This is a genomic window from Escherichia sp. WS1118, from assembly GCF_046487695.1.
GTDB classification, from domain to species: Bacteria; Pseudomonadota; Gammaproteobacteria; order Enterobacterales; family Enterobacteriaceae; genus Escherichia; species Escherichia coli.
In genome coordinates this window covers 1-13,540 of record NZ_JBJQIZ010000010.1, presented here as the reverse complement: position 1 = coordinate 13,540, position 13,540 = coordinate 1, and the positions used below count along the sequence as shown (strand labels likewise).

16 protein-coding genes are annotated in these 13,540 nt (G+C 48.5%); 10 read left to right on the top strand and 6 right to left on the bottom strand.

The annotated features are described in order from the left end of the window. Window positions 1-26: 26 nt before the first annotated feature. Window positions 27-653, bottom strand: coding sequence for an isochorismate family cysteine hydrolase YcaC (gene ycaC / locus ACJHYO_RS17035; RefSeq protein WP_000165876.1), 627 nt, complete (start codon window positions 651-653; stop codon window positions 27-29). A gap of 313 nt (window positions 654-966) precedes the next feature. Between ycaC and ACJHYO_RS17030 the strand changes: the two genes are divergently transcribed. Next, entirely contained in the window at window positions 967-2,115 is a 1,149-nt protein-coding gene (locus ACJHYO_RS17030) for an MFS transporter (RefSeq protein WP_085455261.1), read from the top strand. Window positions 2,116-2,211: 96 nt separating this feature from the next. Here ACJHYO_RS17030 and pflA read toward each other — a convergent pair whose 3' ends face one another. The 3 genes from pflA to ACJHYO_RS17015 form a co-directional block, all read right to left on the bottom strand. Continuing rightward, on the bottom strand, window positions 2,212-3,009 hold the full coding sequence (gene pflA / locus ACJHYO_RS17025) for a pyruvate formate lyase 1-activating protein (RefSeq protein WP_000067977.1): 798 nt from the start codon (window positions 3,007-3,009) through the stop codon (window positions 2,212-2,214). A 31-nt stretch (window positions 3,010-3,040) separates the two neighbouring features. Beyond that, window positions 3,041-4,036: a tyrosine-type recombinase/integrase gene (locus ACJHYO_RS17020; RefSeq protein WP_000023390.1), complete on the bottom strand. Its 996-nt coding sequence runs from the start codon at window positions 4,034-4,036 to the stop codon at window positions 3,041-3,043. A gap of 93 nt (window positions 4,037-4,129) precedes the next feature. Then, complete coding sequence (locus ACJHYO_RS17015) at window positions 4,130-4,429, bottom strand: helix-turn-helix transcriptional regulator (protein ID WP_001389238.1); 300 nt, start codon at window positions 4,427-4,429, stop codon at window positions 4,130-4,132. A 93-nt stretch (window positions 4,430-4,522) separates the two neighbouring features. Here ACJHYO_RS17015 and ACJHYO_RS17010 point away from each other — a divergent pair, with 93 nt between their 5' ends. The 9 genes from ACJHYO_RS17010 to ACJHYO_RS16970 all read left to right on the top strand — a co-directional run bounded on the left by ACJHYO_RS17010 (window position 4,523) and on the right by ACJHYO_RS16970 (window position 10,321). Then, window positions 4,523-4,894 (top strand): Cox family DNA-binding protein, encoded by a 372-nt coding sequence (locus ACJHYO_RS17010; RefSeq protein WP_000390230.1) that lies wholly within the window; start codon window positions 4,523-4,525, stop codon window positions 4,892-4,894. A 10-nt stretch (window positions 4,895-4,904) separates the two neighbouring features. Beyond that, the gene (locus tag ACJHYO_RS17005; RefSeq protein ID WP_001005162.1) at window positions 4,905-5,075 is read left to right on the top strand and encodes a hypothetical protein; all 171 of its coding nucleotides are present in this window, start codon (window positions 4,905-4,907) and stop codon (window positions 5,073-5,075) included. Beyond that, window positions 5,072-5,572, top strand: a complete 501-nt coding sequence (locus ACJHYO_RS17000) for a hypothetical protein (protein WP_000217682.1) — start codon at window positions 5,072-5,074, stop codon at window positions 5,570-5,572. Before ACJHYO_RS17005 ends, ACJHYO_RS17000 begins: the two co-directional genes overlap by 4 nt. Before the next feature lie 63 nt (window positions 5,573-5,635). Continuing rightward, a complete protein-coding gene (locus tag ACJHYO_RS16995; RefSeq protein WP_000557703.1) occupies window positions 5,636-5,860 on the top strand; it encodes a DUF2732 family protein in 225 nt (74 codons plus the stop codon). Next, entirely contained in the window at window positions 5,860-6,162 is a 303-nt protein-coding gene (locus ACJHYO_RS16990; RefSeq protein ID WP_161526045.1) for a DUF5405 family protein, read from the top strand. The genes ACJHYO_RS16995 and ACJHYO_RS16990 overlap by 1 nt, the downstream gene beginning before the upstream one ends. After that, the gene (locus tag ACJHYO_RS16985) at window positions 6,162-6,386 is read left to right on the top strand and encodes a TraR/DksA family transcriptional regulator (protein WP_161526046.1); all 225 of its coding nucleotides are present in this window, start codon (window positions 6,162-6,164) and stop codon (window positions 6,384-6,386) included. Before ACJHYO_RS16990 ends, ACJHYO_RS16985 begins: the two co-directional genes overlap by 1 nt. Next, the gene (locus ACJHYO_RS16980; RefSeq protein WP_000027667.1) at window positions 6,383-6,658 is read left to right on the top strand and encodes a DUF5405 family protein; all 276 of its coding nucleotides are present in this window, start codon (window positions 6,383-6,385) and stop codon (window positions 6,656-6,658) included. The genes ACJHYO_RS16985 and ACJHYO_RS16980 overlap by 4 nt, the downstream gene beginning before the upstream one ends. Further along, window positions 6,648-8,915, top strand: a complete 2,268-nt coding sequence (locus tag ACJHYO_RS16975) for a replication endonuclease (RefSeq protein WP_161526047.1) — start codon at window positions 6,648-6,650, stop codon at window positions 8,913-8,915. Before ACJHYO_RS16980 ends, ACJHYO_RS16975 begins: the two co-directional genes overlap by 11 nt. A gap of 83 nt (window positions 8,916-8,998) precedes the next feature. Continuing rightward, entirely contained in the window at window positions 8,999-10,321 is a 1,323-nt protein-coding gene (locus tag ACJHYO_RS16970; RefSeq protein ID WP_052908764.1) for a HEPN domain-containing protein, read from the top strand. A 330-nt stretch (window positions 10,322-10,651) separates the two neighbouring features. Here ACJHYO_RS16970 and ACJHYO_RS16965 read toward each other — a convergent pair whose 3' ends face one another. Both ACJHYO_RS16965 and ACJHYO_RS16960 read right to left on the bottom strand, forming a co-directional pair. Next, window positions 10,652-11,686: a phage portal protein gene (locus ACJHYO_RS16965; RefSeq protein WP_047667081.1), complete on the bottom strand. Its 1,035-nt coding sequence runs from the start codon at window positions 11,684-11,686 to the stop codon at window positions 10,652-10,654. Continuing rightward, a complete protein-coding gene (locus tag ACJHYO_RS16960; RefSeq protein ID WP_000156872.1) occupies window positions 11,686-13,458 on the bottom strand; it encodes a terminase ATPase subunit family protein in 1,773 nt (590 codons plus the stop codon). Before ACJHYO_RS16960 ends, ACJHYO_RS16965 begins: the two co-directional genes overlap by 1 nt. Between the last annotated feature and the right edge of the window lie 82 nt (window positions 13,459-13,540).

Genomic DNA, 13,540 nt, shown 5'->3' with positions numbered 1-13,540 from the left:
ACCGGGGTTTCGGCCCCGGTTCGCTTTTATTTCTGCTTCGTTAACGTGTCATAACTGGTCATCAAGTTACGATAATCAGGAATGTGGTTAGAGAACAACGTCGCCAGTCCTTCAATATCATTACGCCAGTCGCGATGCAGCTCGCACGCCACGCCGAACCATGTCATCAATTGCGCACCAGCTTGCGACATGCGATCCCATGCCGAATGCCGGGTAATTTCATTAAAGGTCCCTGACGCGTCAGTCACGACAAAGACGTCAAACCCTTCTTCAATGGCTGAAAGCGCCGGGAATGCCACGCAAACTTCGGTTACCACACCGGCAATAATTAACTGTTTTTTACCTGTCGCTTTGACAGCTTTTACAAAATCTTCGTTATCCCAGGCGTTAATATTTCCCGGGCGAGCAATGTAAGGTGCATCGGGGAATTGTGCTTTCAGTTCTGGAACTAATGGGCCGTTAGGACCGGTTTCAAAACTGGTGGTAAGAATAGTTGGTAAGTTGAAATACTTAGCCAGGTCACCCAGCGCCAGCACGTTATTTTTAAACTTATCGGGTTCGATATCTCGTACAAGGGAAAGTAAACCAGCCTGGTGATCAACAAGCAAAACGGCAGCATCATTTTTATCAAGACGAACATACGGTTTGGTCATCCTCTTCTCCTTTCGAGAGTCAGTGGTACGTCTAAATCGGTCAGACGTGATGCATTGCTCTGAAAGCATAGACGGGAAATATGAGTTTGCTGTGACCATGAAATTTTTCGACTGAACGAAGCGTATGAAATTTGTGTTAGATCAATAAAAACAATCAGATGAGATTAATCGTCTCTTCAGCATTAGCGTTATGAATGAGTAATATAAATCGATAATACCGCCGCTGCGATATGCGCGTATTTTCACCCATTGACAATGTTTTTGGCGGTGGCATGATGCGCATGAAATTTGAACTTCCTCACGGTTTTAATTCATGTCCACGTATACCCGGCCTGTCATGCTTTTGCTGTCTGGCCTGCTTTTGTTGACTCTGGCGATTGCGGTGTTAAATACACTCGTGCCGCTTTGGCTCGCCCAGGAACACATGTCTACATGGCAGGTAGGCGTTGTCAGCTCATCCTATTTTACCGGCAACCTTGTCGGTACATTGCTGACAGGGTATGTCATTAAACGCATTGGCTTTAACCGTAGCTATTATCTGGCCTCCTTCATTTTTGCCGCTGGCTGTGCCGGCCTTGGCCTGATGATTGGATTCTGGAGTTGGTTGGCGTGGCGTTTTGTCGCGGGCATCGGCTGTGCCATGATTTGGGTGGTTGTTGAGAGTGCGCTGATGTGCAGTGGGACGTCGCGTAACCGCGGGCGGTTGCTTGCTGCGTATATGATGGTTTATTACGTCGGAACGTTTTTAGGCCAGTTACTGGTCAGCAAAGTCTCAACCGAGTTGATGAGTGTATTGCCGTGGGTTACAGGTTTGACGTTGGCAGGAATCTTACCGCTGTTGTTTACGCATGTCCTGAATCAGCAGGCTGAAAACCATGATTCGACGTCAATTACGTCAATGCTAAAACTCCGTCAGGCGCGGCTTGGCGTGAATGGCTGCATTATCTCAGGAATCGTGCTGGGATCTCTATATGGCCTGATGCCGCTGTACCTCAATCACAAAGGGATGAGCAATGCCAGCATTGGTTTCTGGATGGCGGTACTGGTCAGTGCGGGTATCCTCGGGCAATGGCCGATTGGACGTCTGGCGGATAAGTTTGGTCGACTGCTGGTGTTGCGTGTTCAGGTCTTTGTCGTCATTCTCGGCAGTATTGCGATGCTTAGCCAGGCGGCGATGGCCCCAGCGTTATTCATCCTCGGTGCCGCTGGCTTTACGCTATATCCGGTGGCGATGGCCTGGGCTTGTGAGAAAGTTGAACATCATCAACTGGTAGCGATGAACCAGGCCTTACTGTTGAGCTATACCGTGGGAAGCCTGCTTGGCCCGTCATTTACCGCTATGCTAATGCAGAATTTCTCCGATAATTTATTATTTATCATGATCGCCAGCGTATCGTTTATCTATTTGCTGATGCTGCTTCGTAACGCCGGTCATACGCCGAAACCCGTGGCTCACGTGTAAATGAATTCAAGCAGAGTGTGAACTTACTGTTTCACACTCTGCTTTTCTGTGCACAAAAAAGCGGCAACTTAATAAAGTTGCCGCTTTACGGGGAAATTAGAACATGACCTTATGACCGTACTGCTCAAGAATGCCTTTCACGCGTTCCATGGTCTCTTTCTTCGGTGGTTTAACACCATCGAGTTTGTATTCTTCACCCATTGCCACCCATTTGTGTTTGCCCAGTTCGTGGTAGGGGAGGAGCTCGATTTTCTCAACGTTGCCCATATCACGGGTAAATTCACCAAGGCGATGCGCTGAATCGTCATCGTCAGACCAGCCTGGGACAACAACATAGCGGATCCACACCTTCACATTTTTGTTCGCCAGATATTTAGCGAACTCCAGCGTGCGGTGGTTGGAAACTCCAACCAGATTTTGGTGGATCTCGTCGTTCATCTGTTTGAGATCGAGCATTACCAGGTCGGTTACTTCCAGCAGTTCATCAATCACCGGATCGTAACGACGAACAAAACCGTTGGTGTCCAGACAGGTATGAATGCCTTCTTTTTTGCAGGCGCGGAACCAGTCACGAACAAACTCAGCTTGTAGGATTGCCTCACCGCCGGATGCGGTAACGCCGCCGCCGGAAGCGTTCATAAAGTGGCGATAGGTCACCACTTCCTTCATCAAATCTTCAACGGTAACTTCTTTACCGCCATGCGTATCCCAGGTGTCGCGGTTATGACAATACAGGCAGCGCATCAGGCAGCCCTGGAAAAAGGTGATAAAGCGAATACCCGGGCCGTCTACGGTTCCACAGGATTCAAAGGAGTGAATGCGACCAATAACTGACTTGGTAGCCCCCGCCGCAGCGGTATTTTCTGTTGTATTACAATTAGTTAAATTACTCATATCGCTTCAATTGGCTCTAGTTAACTCTGGTTTATGGACGCATTATGGACATTCCTGACACCGGGTTAAGAGTCACAGCATCTTGTAAGAAATCCGGTGCAAAGTGTGCGTAGGTCATAGTTTGCTGAATGTTAGAATGACCCAGGATGCGCTGCAATGTGATTATGTTACCTCCATTCATTATAAAATGTGTGGCAAATGTATGCCTCAAAACATGTACTGCTTGTCCGTCAGGTAAATCGGGTTTTACTTCCCTGAGAGCGTTACGCACTTTGTAGTAACTGGCATTAAAAAGCCTGCCTGAATTTTTGGTCTTGATCCGTTTAATCAGGTCCTGCGAAACGGGAATTGTCCTGCGTTTTCCGTTTTTAGTTTTCATAAACGTAACCATCTGGTTAATGATGTGTTCAGCTTTTAAATTAGACACTTCACTCCAGCGTCCACCAGTAGAAAGGCAGACCAGAGTTGCATTTAATTCATCACCATCAAGCATGGATAACAGCCGCGTAATCTCTTCACTGGACAAAAAAGCCATTTCCGTAACAGCTTCACGTAACCGTTTAATCTCACGGAACGGGTTGTGGGAGTGGTATTCACCGGCGTCAATTAACTTGGTGAACATCCCGCTCATTATTGCCAGATGTCGATTTACGCTGGCTGGTTTTAGACCATCGTTCATCATTACAACGCGATAATCAGTTATCGTTTTCTTTGTTAGCTGGTCAGCTCTGGACACTCCCATTTCTGCAAATTTGGCGATTATTGTCGTTAAACGCCCCCGTTCAATATCTCCACGCTCATGTGATTTTCCGTGATATATCCACCATCTACCTAACAACTCTGTAAGAGTTCGGCGGTCGGCTGGTTTCTCCAACCACTCTTTGTTGTGGTAGTTAACCAGTACATGACGTTCGAATGCCTGAGCTTCACCTTTAGTTTTAAATTTCCGCCTGATACGTTTTCCATCTGCACCCTGCGGTCTGACGTCCACTTCATAACGACCATCATCGAGCTTTTTAATAGACATAAAGCCCTCCGATGACGCTGTTTACTTCTACTACTTGAAAATTAATGCAATTTTCTTTCGTACATTTACTACACACATATGCTGAATAAATCGTCAGCCAGTCTTCTGGTCTGAGTGGTGCAAGGTTGTTGAGTCTTGCCCAATGTGTGCGAGAGCCGGGGCTATTTGTCCAGCTGCTGGATCTGTTTCATCAAACATGAACCAGTCACGATACTTGCGAAAGCGTGGATGCTTAAACAGCTTCATACCTGCTTCCATAGGCATTTTTGATTTTCCTGATTCATATCCATGATATGTGTAGTAATTAATTCCAATTAATTCAGCAAGTTCCTTAGTTTTAAGGCGTTCGGATTCACGGATGAGCTTTAGTTTCTCACTTTGTTCACTTGACATAATTTTGCTAATCTCCAATTATATTGCTACTTGGCAATTTGTGATTCACTCAAAAAGGCTCTAGATGGCTCCAGTTGGTGAATCGCAAATCTTATGGAGGATAGCAAAGTGACGACAAATGTAGAAATTTCTTGTCCAACTAGCGATGAGGCAAGTTTCGAAAATGAAGCCAAACGTAAAAGCATTCAGATTTCAGAGCGCCCATCTGATTTGCTGTCGAAAGAAGGTTTTGCTCTTTACATTGGTAAGACACCACGCGCGGTGGCTGAAATGGCTAAAGCAGGAAAGCTGCCAGCCTTCTACATGACAGACCCATTAAAACCAAGAGGGAAAGCTGAATTATGGATTAATCGCCGTGAGTGGGACAAGTACGCAGCCCAACTGGTTGATGAAGCTCCGACAGAATGGCATGACTGGAAAAATCGCATTAGTTACAGCAAATCAAGACATGGCCGTGCGGCTTAAGGTGGAAAGGATGAACGAGCCTCGTTGTATTGCTCAGTTATTGCGTAACGAAAGCCCCAGGGCGATTGACTTCACCATCACCCACGGGAAGGGACGCAAGGGAATCATTATCCGCACCAAAAAACAGAGTCCGTTAAAAAAGGCTCTGACCTTTCTGAAAAGCCGGAGGGTCTGGAAATGACAGTGATGACGCTCAATCTCGTTGAAAAACAGCCAGCAACTATGCGCCGGATAATTGGTAAGCATCTGGCCGTCCCTCGCTGGCAGGAGACATGCGATTATTATAATCAGATGATGGAACGTGAACGGCTAACGGTTTGCTTCCATGCGCAGTTAAAACAGCGTCACGCAACGATGCGTTTTGAAGAAATGAACGACGTCGAACGTGAACGACTGGTATGTGCAATTGATGAACTGCGTGGGGCATTCTCAAAACGCCGTCAGGTCGGTGCAAGTGAGTATGCATATATTAGCTTTTTAACTGTCAGTCAGCGCCGTACATTATTTATGCATGCCGGATTGACTGAAAAAGAATTTAACCAGCCATACTGGCGAATTAATGAAGAGTCATGTTACTGGCGTGATGCTTTATTCCGTGCATTACGTGAATTATTCAGCCTGTTTGAGTATGCACCGACAATTCTGACGTCGGTAAAACCAGAGCAATATCTGCATTAAGTAATTAACCAGAGTTTTTAACGCACTTAATCGTGCGGGGCTTCTTTTTGCCTGGAGAAAGTTATGCATACAGTTTCTGAAAATCAGTGCGGTAAATACGCATTACTGCTGCAACAGGCCAGAACCGAAGCACAGGCCGACGCTGCGACGCGCTTTTCTTCTCATCTTGATGCCATGATTCGCCACATCACAAAGGCGGAGTTATCCCGCGTGGAGATAGTCGAGCTGCTCAGTCAGGAGTCGGAAAAATTTCACAATATCGGATTGTCTCGCGGGGAGGTGCTTTGATGTCCTGTTCTCGTTCGGTTGTATTACTGAATAACGCCTTAAAAATCGCCGTTATGAAAAATGGTGATTTGTCTCTTATTCAACTTGGTATTGATAAAGAGAAGCGCGAAATAACTGAATCTGTTATCGCGATTTATCAGAGTGAATTAAACCTCCTGTCTGATGTGGTCAATTTACTTGTGAAACGCGCTGTATTCCACAAGCAAGTTTCCTCAGTGAATGAACTGACAAAATTAATGACAGAACTCGCCAGTTATTGCGCTGATGAATTTAAGAAGCTGAACGACAAAAGGAGCTGGTAATGCCGGACAACGTAGATTTTATTCAGGAACAACAGGCTGAATTACTGGAGCGCCAGATTAACGCGGCAAGGGTAAAACATTGCTGTGCTTCTGCGCTGGTTTGCGAAGAGTGTGACGCGCCAATACCTGCTGCCAGTCGTGCGGCTTATCCGTCAGCCACGCGTTGTGTTTCCTGTCAGTCAGTCTTTGAAGCAAAAAACAAACATTACCGGAGAACGGCATGAGTATTCGTATTGAAATTGGCGAACGTTATGTCGTTACCAGTGACAGCTTTCAGTTTATTCTCCACGAGAAAAAGAGAGCGGAAAGCGGTAAAAACGCCGGTCAGGAATGGCTGGCGGTGGTTGGTTATTACCCGAAATTAAGCCAGCTCGTTTCCGGCCTGATGCATCACGATATTCTGACCGGAAGCGCAAAGTCTTTTGCTGATTTAAACGCGCAGGTTGAGCAACTCAGCAGGCGTTGTTCAGAGGCTTTTGGCTCATATGGCCGTTAAAGCCTCCGGGCGTTTTGTCCCTCCGTCAGCATTTGCTGCAGGCACCGGTAAGGCGTTTACCGGTGCTTATGCATGGAACGCGCCACGCGAGGCCGTCGGGCGCGAAAGACTCCTTACACGTGACGAGATGCGTCAGGTGCAAGGTGTTTTATCCACGATTAACCGCCTGCCTTACTTTTTGCGCTCGCTGTTTACTTCACGCTATGACTACATCCGGCGCAATAAAAGCCCGGTGCACGGGTTTTATTTTCTCACATCCACTTTTCAGCGTCGTTTATGGCCGCGCATTGAGCGTGTGAATCAGCGCCATGAAATGAACACCGACGCGTCGTTGCTGTTTCTGGCAGAGCGTGACCACTATGCGCGCCTGCCAGGAATGAATGACAAGGAGCTGAAAAAGTTTGCCGCCCGTATTTCATCGCAGCTTTTCATGATGTATGAGGAACTCTGCGATGCCTGGGTGGATGCGCATGGCGAAAAAGAATCGCTGTTTACGGATGAGGCGCAGGCTCACCTCTATGGTCATGTTGCTGGCGCTGCACGTGCTTTCAATATTTCCCCTCTCTACTGGAAAAAATACCGTAAAGGGCAGATGACCACGAGGCAGGCATATTCTGCCATTGCCCGTCTGTTTAACGATGAGTGGTGGACTCATCAGCTTAAAGGCCAGCGTATGCGCTGGCATGAAGCGTTACTGATAGCTGTCGGGGAGGTCAATAAAGACCGTTCTCCTTATGCCAGTAAACACGCCATTCGTGATGTGCGTGCGCGCCGCCAGGCAAATCTGGAATTTCTTAAATCGTGTGACCTTGAAAACAGGGAAACCGGCGAGCGCATCGACCTTATCAGTAAGGTGATGGGCAGTATTTCTAATCCTGAAATTCGCCGGATGGAGCTGATGAACACCATTGCCGGTATTGAGCGTTACGCCGCCGCAGAGGGTGATGTGGGGATGTTTATCACGCTGACCGCGCCGTCAAAGTATCACCCGACTCGTCAGGTCAGAAAAGGCGAAAGTAAAACCGTTCAGCTTAATCACGGCTGGAACGATGAGGCATTTAATCCAAAGGATGCGCAGCGTTATCTCTGCCGCATCTGGAGCCTGATGCGCACGGCATTCAAGGATAATGATTTACAGGTCTACGGTTTGCGTGTCGTCGAGCCACACCACGACGGAACGCCGCACTGGCATATGATGCTTTTTTGTAATCCACGCCAGCGTAACCAGATTATCGAAATCATGCGTCGCTATGCGCTCAAAGAGGATGGTGACGAAAGAGGAGCCGCGCGAAACCGTTTTCAGGCAAAGCACCTTAACCGGGGCGGTGCTGCGGGATATATCGCGAAATACATTTCAAAAAATATCGACGGCTATGCACTGGATGGTCAGCTCGATAACGATACCGGTAAGCCGCTTAAAGATACTGCCGCGGCTGTTACCGCATGGGCGTCAACGTGGCGCATCCCGCAATTTAAAACGGTTGGACTGCCGACAATGGGGGCTTACCGTGAACTACGCAAATTGCCTCGCGGCGTCAGTATTGCTGATGAGTTTGACGAACGCGTCGAGGCTGCTCGCGCTGCCGCAGACAGTGGTGATTTTGCGTTGTATATCAGCGCGCAGGGTGGGGCAAATGTCCCGCGCGATTGTCAGACTGTCAGGGTTGCCCGTAGCCCGTCGGATGACGTTAACGAGTACGAGGAAGAAGTCGAGAGAGTGGTCGGCATTTACGCACCGCATCTCGGCGCGCGTCATATTCATATCACCAGAACCACGGACTGGCGCATTGTGCCGAAAGTTCCGGTCGTTGAGCCTTTGACTTTAAAAAGCGGCATCGCCGCGCCTCGGAGTCCTGTCAATAACTGTGGAAAGCTCACCTGTGGCGATACTTCGTTACCGGCTCCCACACCTTATGAACATGCCGCAGCCGTGCTTAATCTGGTTGATGACGGTGTTATCGAATGGAATGAGCCAGAGGTCGTGAGGGCGCTCAGAGGTGCATTAAAACACGAACTGAGAACACCAAATCGTCAGCAGAGAAACGGAAGCCCGTTAAAACCACATGAAATAGCGCCATCGGCCAGACTGACCCGGTCGGAACGAACGCAAATTACCCGTATCCGCGTTGACCTTGCTCAGAACGGTATCAGGCCGCAGCGATGGGAGCTTGAGGCGTTGGCGCGCGGGGCAACAGTAATTTATGAAGGTGAGCGGTTTAGTTATGCTGTAAAAGACGATTGGGTGATGTTTTCTTAAACTGATGGCATCATGATACATTAACAAATCTGAAGCAATACTTTAGTAGTCGTGCATTAATAACTTATAAGGAATTATTATCGATGAGTGCGTTAAGGGATGAAGTATCTATGAAGGTTGCGTTCTCTAATGGCATGATAAACAAATTATGCAAAAGTTTTTTTTATAGTCATGGTAAGGAGCAGCCTTGTATTCAAGTCGGTAAAGCATTAGAAGATTTTGTTTTTTGGCTTGCATATAATGATGAGGAGATTGCAAAATGTGCTAGTAGGTTATTAAAAGCATATGGCCCCCAATTAGGTATAAGTGACCTTCACAATGCGAAAAGATTATTGTTAGGTTTTTGTTCTGAAGCCTTCAATCGCATTGATGCTGATTTTCTGTCGCTTAATCCTGATAAGATTTGTGTTGATGATATTATAACGCAAGTTCATAGAAAAAATCTTAGTGAGATGTTTAAGTATTATATACTTTCACGAATAAAATTATGTCCATATATTTATAATCTTGGGTGTGCTGGCTTTGATGGGAAGCTTGAGCTTAGAGAAAATTTATTTTTATATGGCCCGGGGCTAGGGGTGGAATTACTTTCTGATATTAAAGACAAAACTGACATCAAGGTTCCTGTTGATTTTTATGATGATGAATATATGCGGCATAAACCAATTGGGAAGTATTTTCGACAGTCAAAATCCTGCTTGGTGGTGGCATATGCTTCATCAGAGGATAAAGCGGTGAAAATGTTTGATAGTTTGTTTGGAGCTTTATGTCTTGCAGTTGATAATCCTTTTGCGATTAATCGAGTTGCTGTTAATAATCTAGTTGAGTCTTTTGGTGTCGGGAAATATCATGAAAGTGAGTTTCGGGTGAATATTCCGTCTGTATATAATTTAAATATAACGGATTCAGCCTTGGCGATACTTACAAAAATACTTTCATCACCTGATAAAAGGATGTTGTCTGCTCTTTCCTTTATAGCGCACGGGTGGAGGGATGACAAACGTGAAAGGTTTTTGAATCAATTTATAGCATTGGATGCTATGTATGGAACCAATAATGGTAATAAAAATTCAATTATTGGCGGTGTTTGCAGAGATGCGGCGAAAATTATTGATATTGATTCAAAAATAGGAATAATCTATGAGCTTAGGTGTAAGTTTGTTCATGGAGATATTTCATCGTTATCTGATAATGATGGCTATCGAAAGTTTATTGATAGCTATGGCGTAGACCCTATTGTTTCTCTTTTTGAAATTCTTAAAGAATGCGTCCTTAATTATAATGGTACTTACAAAACGCCAAAAGATGTTGGAAAGGCAGATAGGTCTATTTGCGTTCCTGCTGAGTTGCTTCCAGCGGTTGAGAGGATGATAGCGGAATACAGTGGAGTTAAAAAAACAAACTAAAGATGTTCTTTTTAGCCTCGCCTGCATTAGGTGCATAAATTTGCATTCATTTTCAAATATATCTTTTGACAGTGAGCACCAGAACAGGCGCTTGCCGGGGGGGATGATGCACCTGCATTAAAACCGACCCATGAAGCGGGCGGGCGAGGCGGGGAAAGCACTGCGCGCTGGCGGTGGTGCTGATTTTATTTTTTCAGCGTCTGAGCGCGTCGTGATGGCGTTTAGATTGTTAGCCGGGGCGTTGGTGTGTCTGCGGGCTGTTTTGTGCGGTGGTGAGCGTGTGAGGGCGTGATGGCGGGTTGTAAAAAAGCCGCCCGCAGGCGGCGATGTTCAGCCGTTGTCAGTGTCCAGTGAGTAGTTTTTAAATCGGATGACCTCCTGACCGAGCCAGCCGTTTATCTCGCGGATCCTGTCCTGTAACGGGATAAGCTCATTGCGGACAAAGACCTTTGCCACTTTCTCAATATCACCCAGCGACCCGACGTTCTCCGGCTTGCCCCCCATCAACTGAAAGGGGATGCGGTGCGCGTCCAGCAGGTCAGCGGCGCTGGCTTTTTTGATATTAAAAAAATCGTCCTTCGTTGCCACTTCACTGAGCGGGATAATTTTAATGCCGTCGGCTTTCCCCTGCGGGGCATAGAGAAACAGATTTTTAAAGTTATTGCGGCCTTTTGACTTAACCATGTTTTCGCGAAGCATTTCGATATCGTTGCGGTCCTGCACGGCATCGGTGACGTACATGATGTATCCGGCATGAGCGCCGTTTTCGTAATACTTGCGGCGGAACAGCGTGGCCGACTCATTCAGCCAGGCAGAGTTAAGGGCGCTGAGATATTCCGGCAGGCCGTACAGCTCCTGATTAATATCAGGCTCCAGCAGGTGAAACACGGAGCCGGGCGCGAAGGCTGTCGGCTCGTTGAAGGACGGCACCCACCAGTAAACATCCTCCTCCACGCCACGACGGGTATATTTGGCCGGTGAGGTTTCCAGTCTGATGACCTTACCGGTGGTGCTGTAACGCTTTTCCAGAAACGAATTACCGAACACCAGAAAATCCAGCACAAAACGGCTGAAATCCTGCTGGGAAAGCCACGGGTGCGGGATAAACGTTGAAGCCAGAATATTACGTTTGACGTAAATCGGTGAGCTGTGATGCACGGCAGCACGCAGGCTTTTTGCCAGACCGGTAAAGCTGACCGGCGGCTCATACCATCTGCCGTTACTGATGCACTCGACGTAATCCAGAATGTCACGGCGGTCGAGTACCGGCACCGGCTCACCAAAGGTGAATGCTTCCATTTTCGGGGCGCTGGCGGTGATTGTTTTTGCCGCAGGTCGCGGTGTTTTCCCTTTTTTCTTGCTCATCAGTAAAACTCCAGAATGGTGGATGTCAGCGGAGTGCTGATACCGGCGGTGAGTGGCTCATTTAACAGGGCGTGCATGGTTGCCCAGGCGAGGTCGGCGTGGCTGGCTTCCTCGCTGCGGCTGGCCTCATAGGTGGCGCTGCGTCCGCTGCTGGTCATGGTCTTGCGGATAGCCATAAACGAGCTGGTGATGTCGGTGGCGCTGACGTCATATTCCAGACAGCCACGGCGGATAACGTCTTTTGCCTTGAGCACCATTGCGGTTTTCATTTCCGGTGTGTAGCGGATATCGCGCGCGGCGGGATAGAACGAGCGCACGAGCTGGAACACGCCGACACCGAGGCCGGTGGCATCAATACCGATGTATTCGACGTTGTATTTTTCGGTGAGTTTGCGGATGGATTCCGCCTGGGTGGCAAAGTCCATGCCTTTCCACTGGTGACGCTCAAGTATTCTGAATTTGCCACCGGCCACCACCGGCGGTGCCAGTACCACGCATCCGGCGCTGTCGCCACGGTGTGACGGGTCGTAACCAATCCATACCGGGCGTGAGCCGAACGGATTGGCGGCAAAGGGTGCATAGTCTTCCCATTCTTCCAGCGTGTCGACCATGCAGCGTTGCAGCTCCTCGAACGGGAACACCGACGCCTTGTCGTCAACAAATTCACACATGAACAGGTTTTTAAAATCGTCGGCGCTGTTTTCGCGTTTAAGCTGCTCAATGTCGAACAGCGTGCAGCCACCTTTCAGGGCGTCCTCAATGGTGACAATCTGCCGCCACTGGCCGTCCGCACAGAGAAGCCCACCGGCAAGGGCGTTATGACTGACGTCGATTTCCACGCGTTCGGCGGCGCTGGCGCGTCCCCGGTTGAACAGTTCACCCGACCAGAACGGGTAGGCGTCGTGCGCCAGCGTGGACGGGGTGGAGAAATAGGTCGAGCGCAGGTGACTCTGTGAGGCCATACCTGATGCCACCTTACGCAGTACCTGAAAATTCGGGATCCAGAAAATCTCATCGACGTACAGGTCGCCGTTATGGCTCTGTGCGGTGTTGGAGTTGGTGCCCAGAAAAATCAGTTTTGCACCGTTATTGCCCAGGACAATCGGGTCACCGGTCAGGTCAACGTCAACCAGCCGGGCAAAGGCAATGATGTATTCGCGGAACACATACGCCTGCGTTTTACTGGCCGACAGAAAAATCTGGTTATGGCCGGTTTTCAGGGCGCGCAGCAGCGCCTCGCGGGAAAAATAAAACGTTGCGCCAATCTGGCGGGATTTCAGGATATCGCGGATGCGGTGCTCAAGCCCGGCGCGATACCAGTGCAACTGATATTCGAAAGACTGCTCAAAGAAAATCTGCTCCAGCTTTTCGATGGCCTCGTCACTGAAAAAATTCTTTTTCGGTTTGCGCCGTCCGCCTTTGTTGCGGTTAGCGACGTTCGGATTAAGGTCTGCCTCGTTGCCGGTCTGACTGTAACGGTTTACCCGTGCCAGTCGTTCAATCTGGCGTCCCAGCAGGTCAATTTCCTTGAAGTCACCGCCGGTTTTCTGCGGTTTGATGATGAGCTGGGTCAGCCGCGCTTCCAGACTCATTTCGACACGGCTGATGGGGGCAACGCTGTCCCAGCCGTCGCGCTGTTTCCAGCTCTGCACCGTCGGGCGTTTCATCTGCAACATGGCGGCAATCTGCGGCACGGAAAACCCCTGCCAGTACAGCAGCGCCGCCTGACGACGCGGGTCGTGCAAAAGAGTGGTGTCTGTGGTGATGGTCATGAATACCTCGCCGTGATGAATACACGGCAAGGCTACTGAGTCGCGCCCCGCGATTCGCTAAGGTGCTGTTGTGTCAGTGATA

What these genes read in the sequence shown, in the direction of transcription:
- pflA (WP_000067977.1), bottom strand. Translation starts at nt 3,009, where the DNA reads ATGAGTAATTTAACTAATTGTAATACAACAGAAAATACCGCTGCGGCG.
- ACJHYO_RS16975 (WP_161526047.1), top strand. Translation starts at nt 6,648, where the DNA reads ATGGCCGTTAAAGCCTCCGGGCGTTTTGTCCCTCCGTCAGCATTTGCT.
- ACJHYO_RS17005 (WP_001005162.1), top strand. Translation starts at nt 4,905, where the DNA reads ATGAACGAGCCTCGTTGTATTGCTCAGTTATTGCGTAACGAAAGCCCC.
- ACJHYO_RS17015 (WP_001389238.1), bottom strand. Translation starts at nt 4,429, where the DNA reads ATGTCAAGTGAACAAAGTGAGAAACTAAAGCTCATCCGTGAATCCGAA.
- ycaC (WP_000165876.1), bottom strand. Translation starts at nt 653, where the DNA reads ATGACCAAACCGTATGTTCGTCTTGATAAAAATGATGCTGCCGTTTTG.
- ACJHYO_RS16960 (WP_000156872.1), bottom strand. Translation starts at nt 13,458, where the DNA reads ATGACCATCACCACAGACACCACTCTTTTGCACGACCCGCGTCGTCAG.
- ACJHYO_RS17010 (WP_000390230.1), top strand. Translation starts at nt 4,523, where the DNA reads ATGGAGGATAGCAAAGTGACGACAAATGTAGAAATTTCTTGTCCAACT.
- ACJHYO_RS17020 (WP_000023390.1), bottom strand. Translation starts at nt 4,036, where the DNA reads ATGTCTATTAAAAAGCTCGATGATGGTCGTTATGAAGTGGACGTCAGA.
- ACJHYO_RS16985 (WP_161526046.1), top strand. Translation starts at nt 6,162, where the DNA reads ATGCCGGACAACGTAGATTTTATTCAGGAACAACAGGCTGAATTACTG.
- ACJHYO_RS16980 (WP_000027667.1), top strand. Translation starts at nt 6,383, where the DNA reads ATGAGTATTCGTATTGAAATTGGCGAACGTTATGTCGTTACCAGTGAC.
- ACJHYO_RS17000 (WP_000217682.1), top strand. Translation starts at nt 5,072, where the DNA reads ATGACAGTGATGACGCTCAATCTCGTTGAAAAACAGCCAGCAACTATG.
- ACJHYO_RS16995 (WP_000557703.1), top strand. Translation starts at nt 5,636, where the DNA reads ATGCATACAGTTTCTGAAAATCAGTGCGGTAAATACGCATTACTGCTG.
- ACJHYO_RS17030 (WP_085455261.1), top strand. Translation starts at nt 967, where the DNA reads ATGTCCACGTATACCCGGCCTGTCATGCTTTTGCTGTCTGGCCTGCTT.
- ACJHYO_RS16990 (WP_161526045.1), top strand. Translation starts at nt 5,860, where the DNA reads ATGTCCTGTTCTCGTTCGGTTGTATTACTGAATAACGCCTTAAAAATC.
- ACJHYO_RS16965 (WP_047667081.1), bottom strand. Translation starts at nt 11,686, where the DNA reads ATGAGCAAGAAAAAAGGGAAAACACCGCGACCTGCGGCAAAAACAATC.
- ACJHYO_RS16970 (WP_052908764.1), top strand. Translation starts at nt 8,999, where the DNA reads ATGAGTGCGTTAAGGGATGAAGTATCTATGAAGGTTGCGTTCTCTAAT.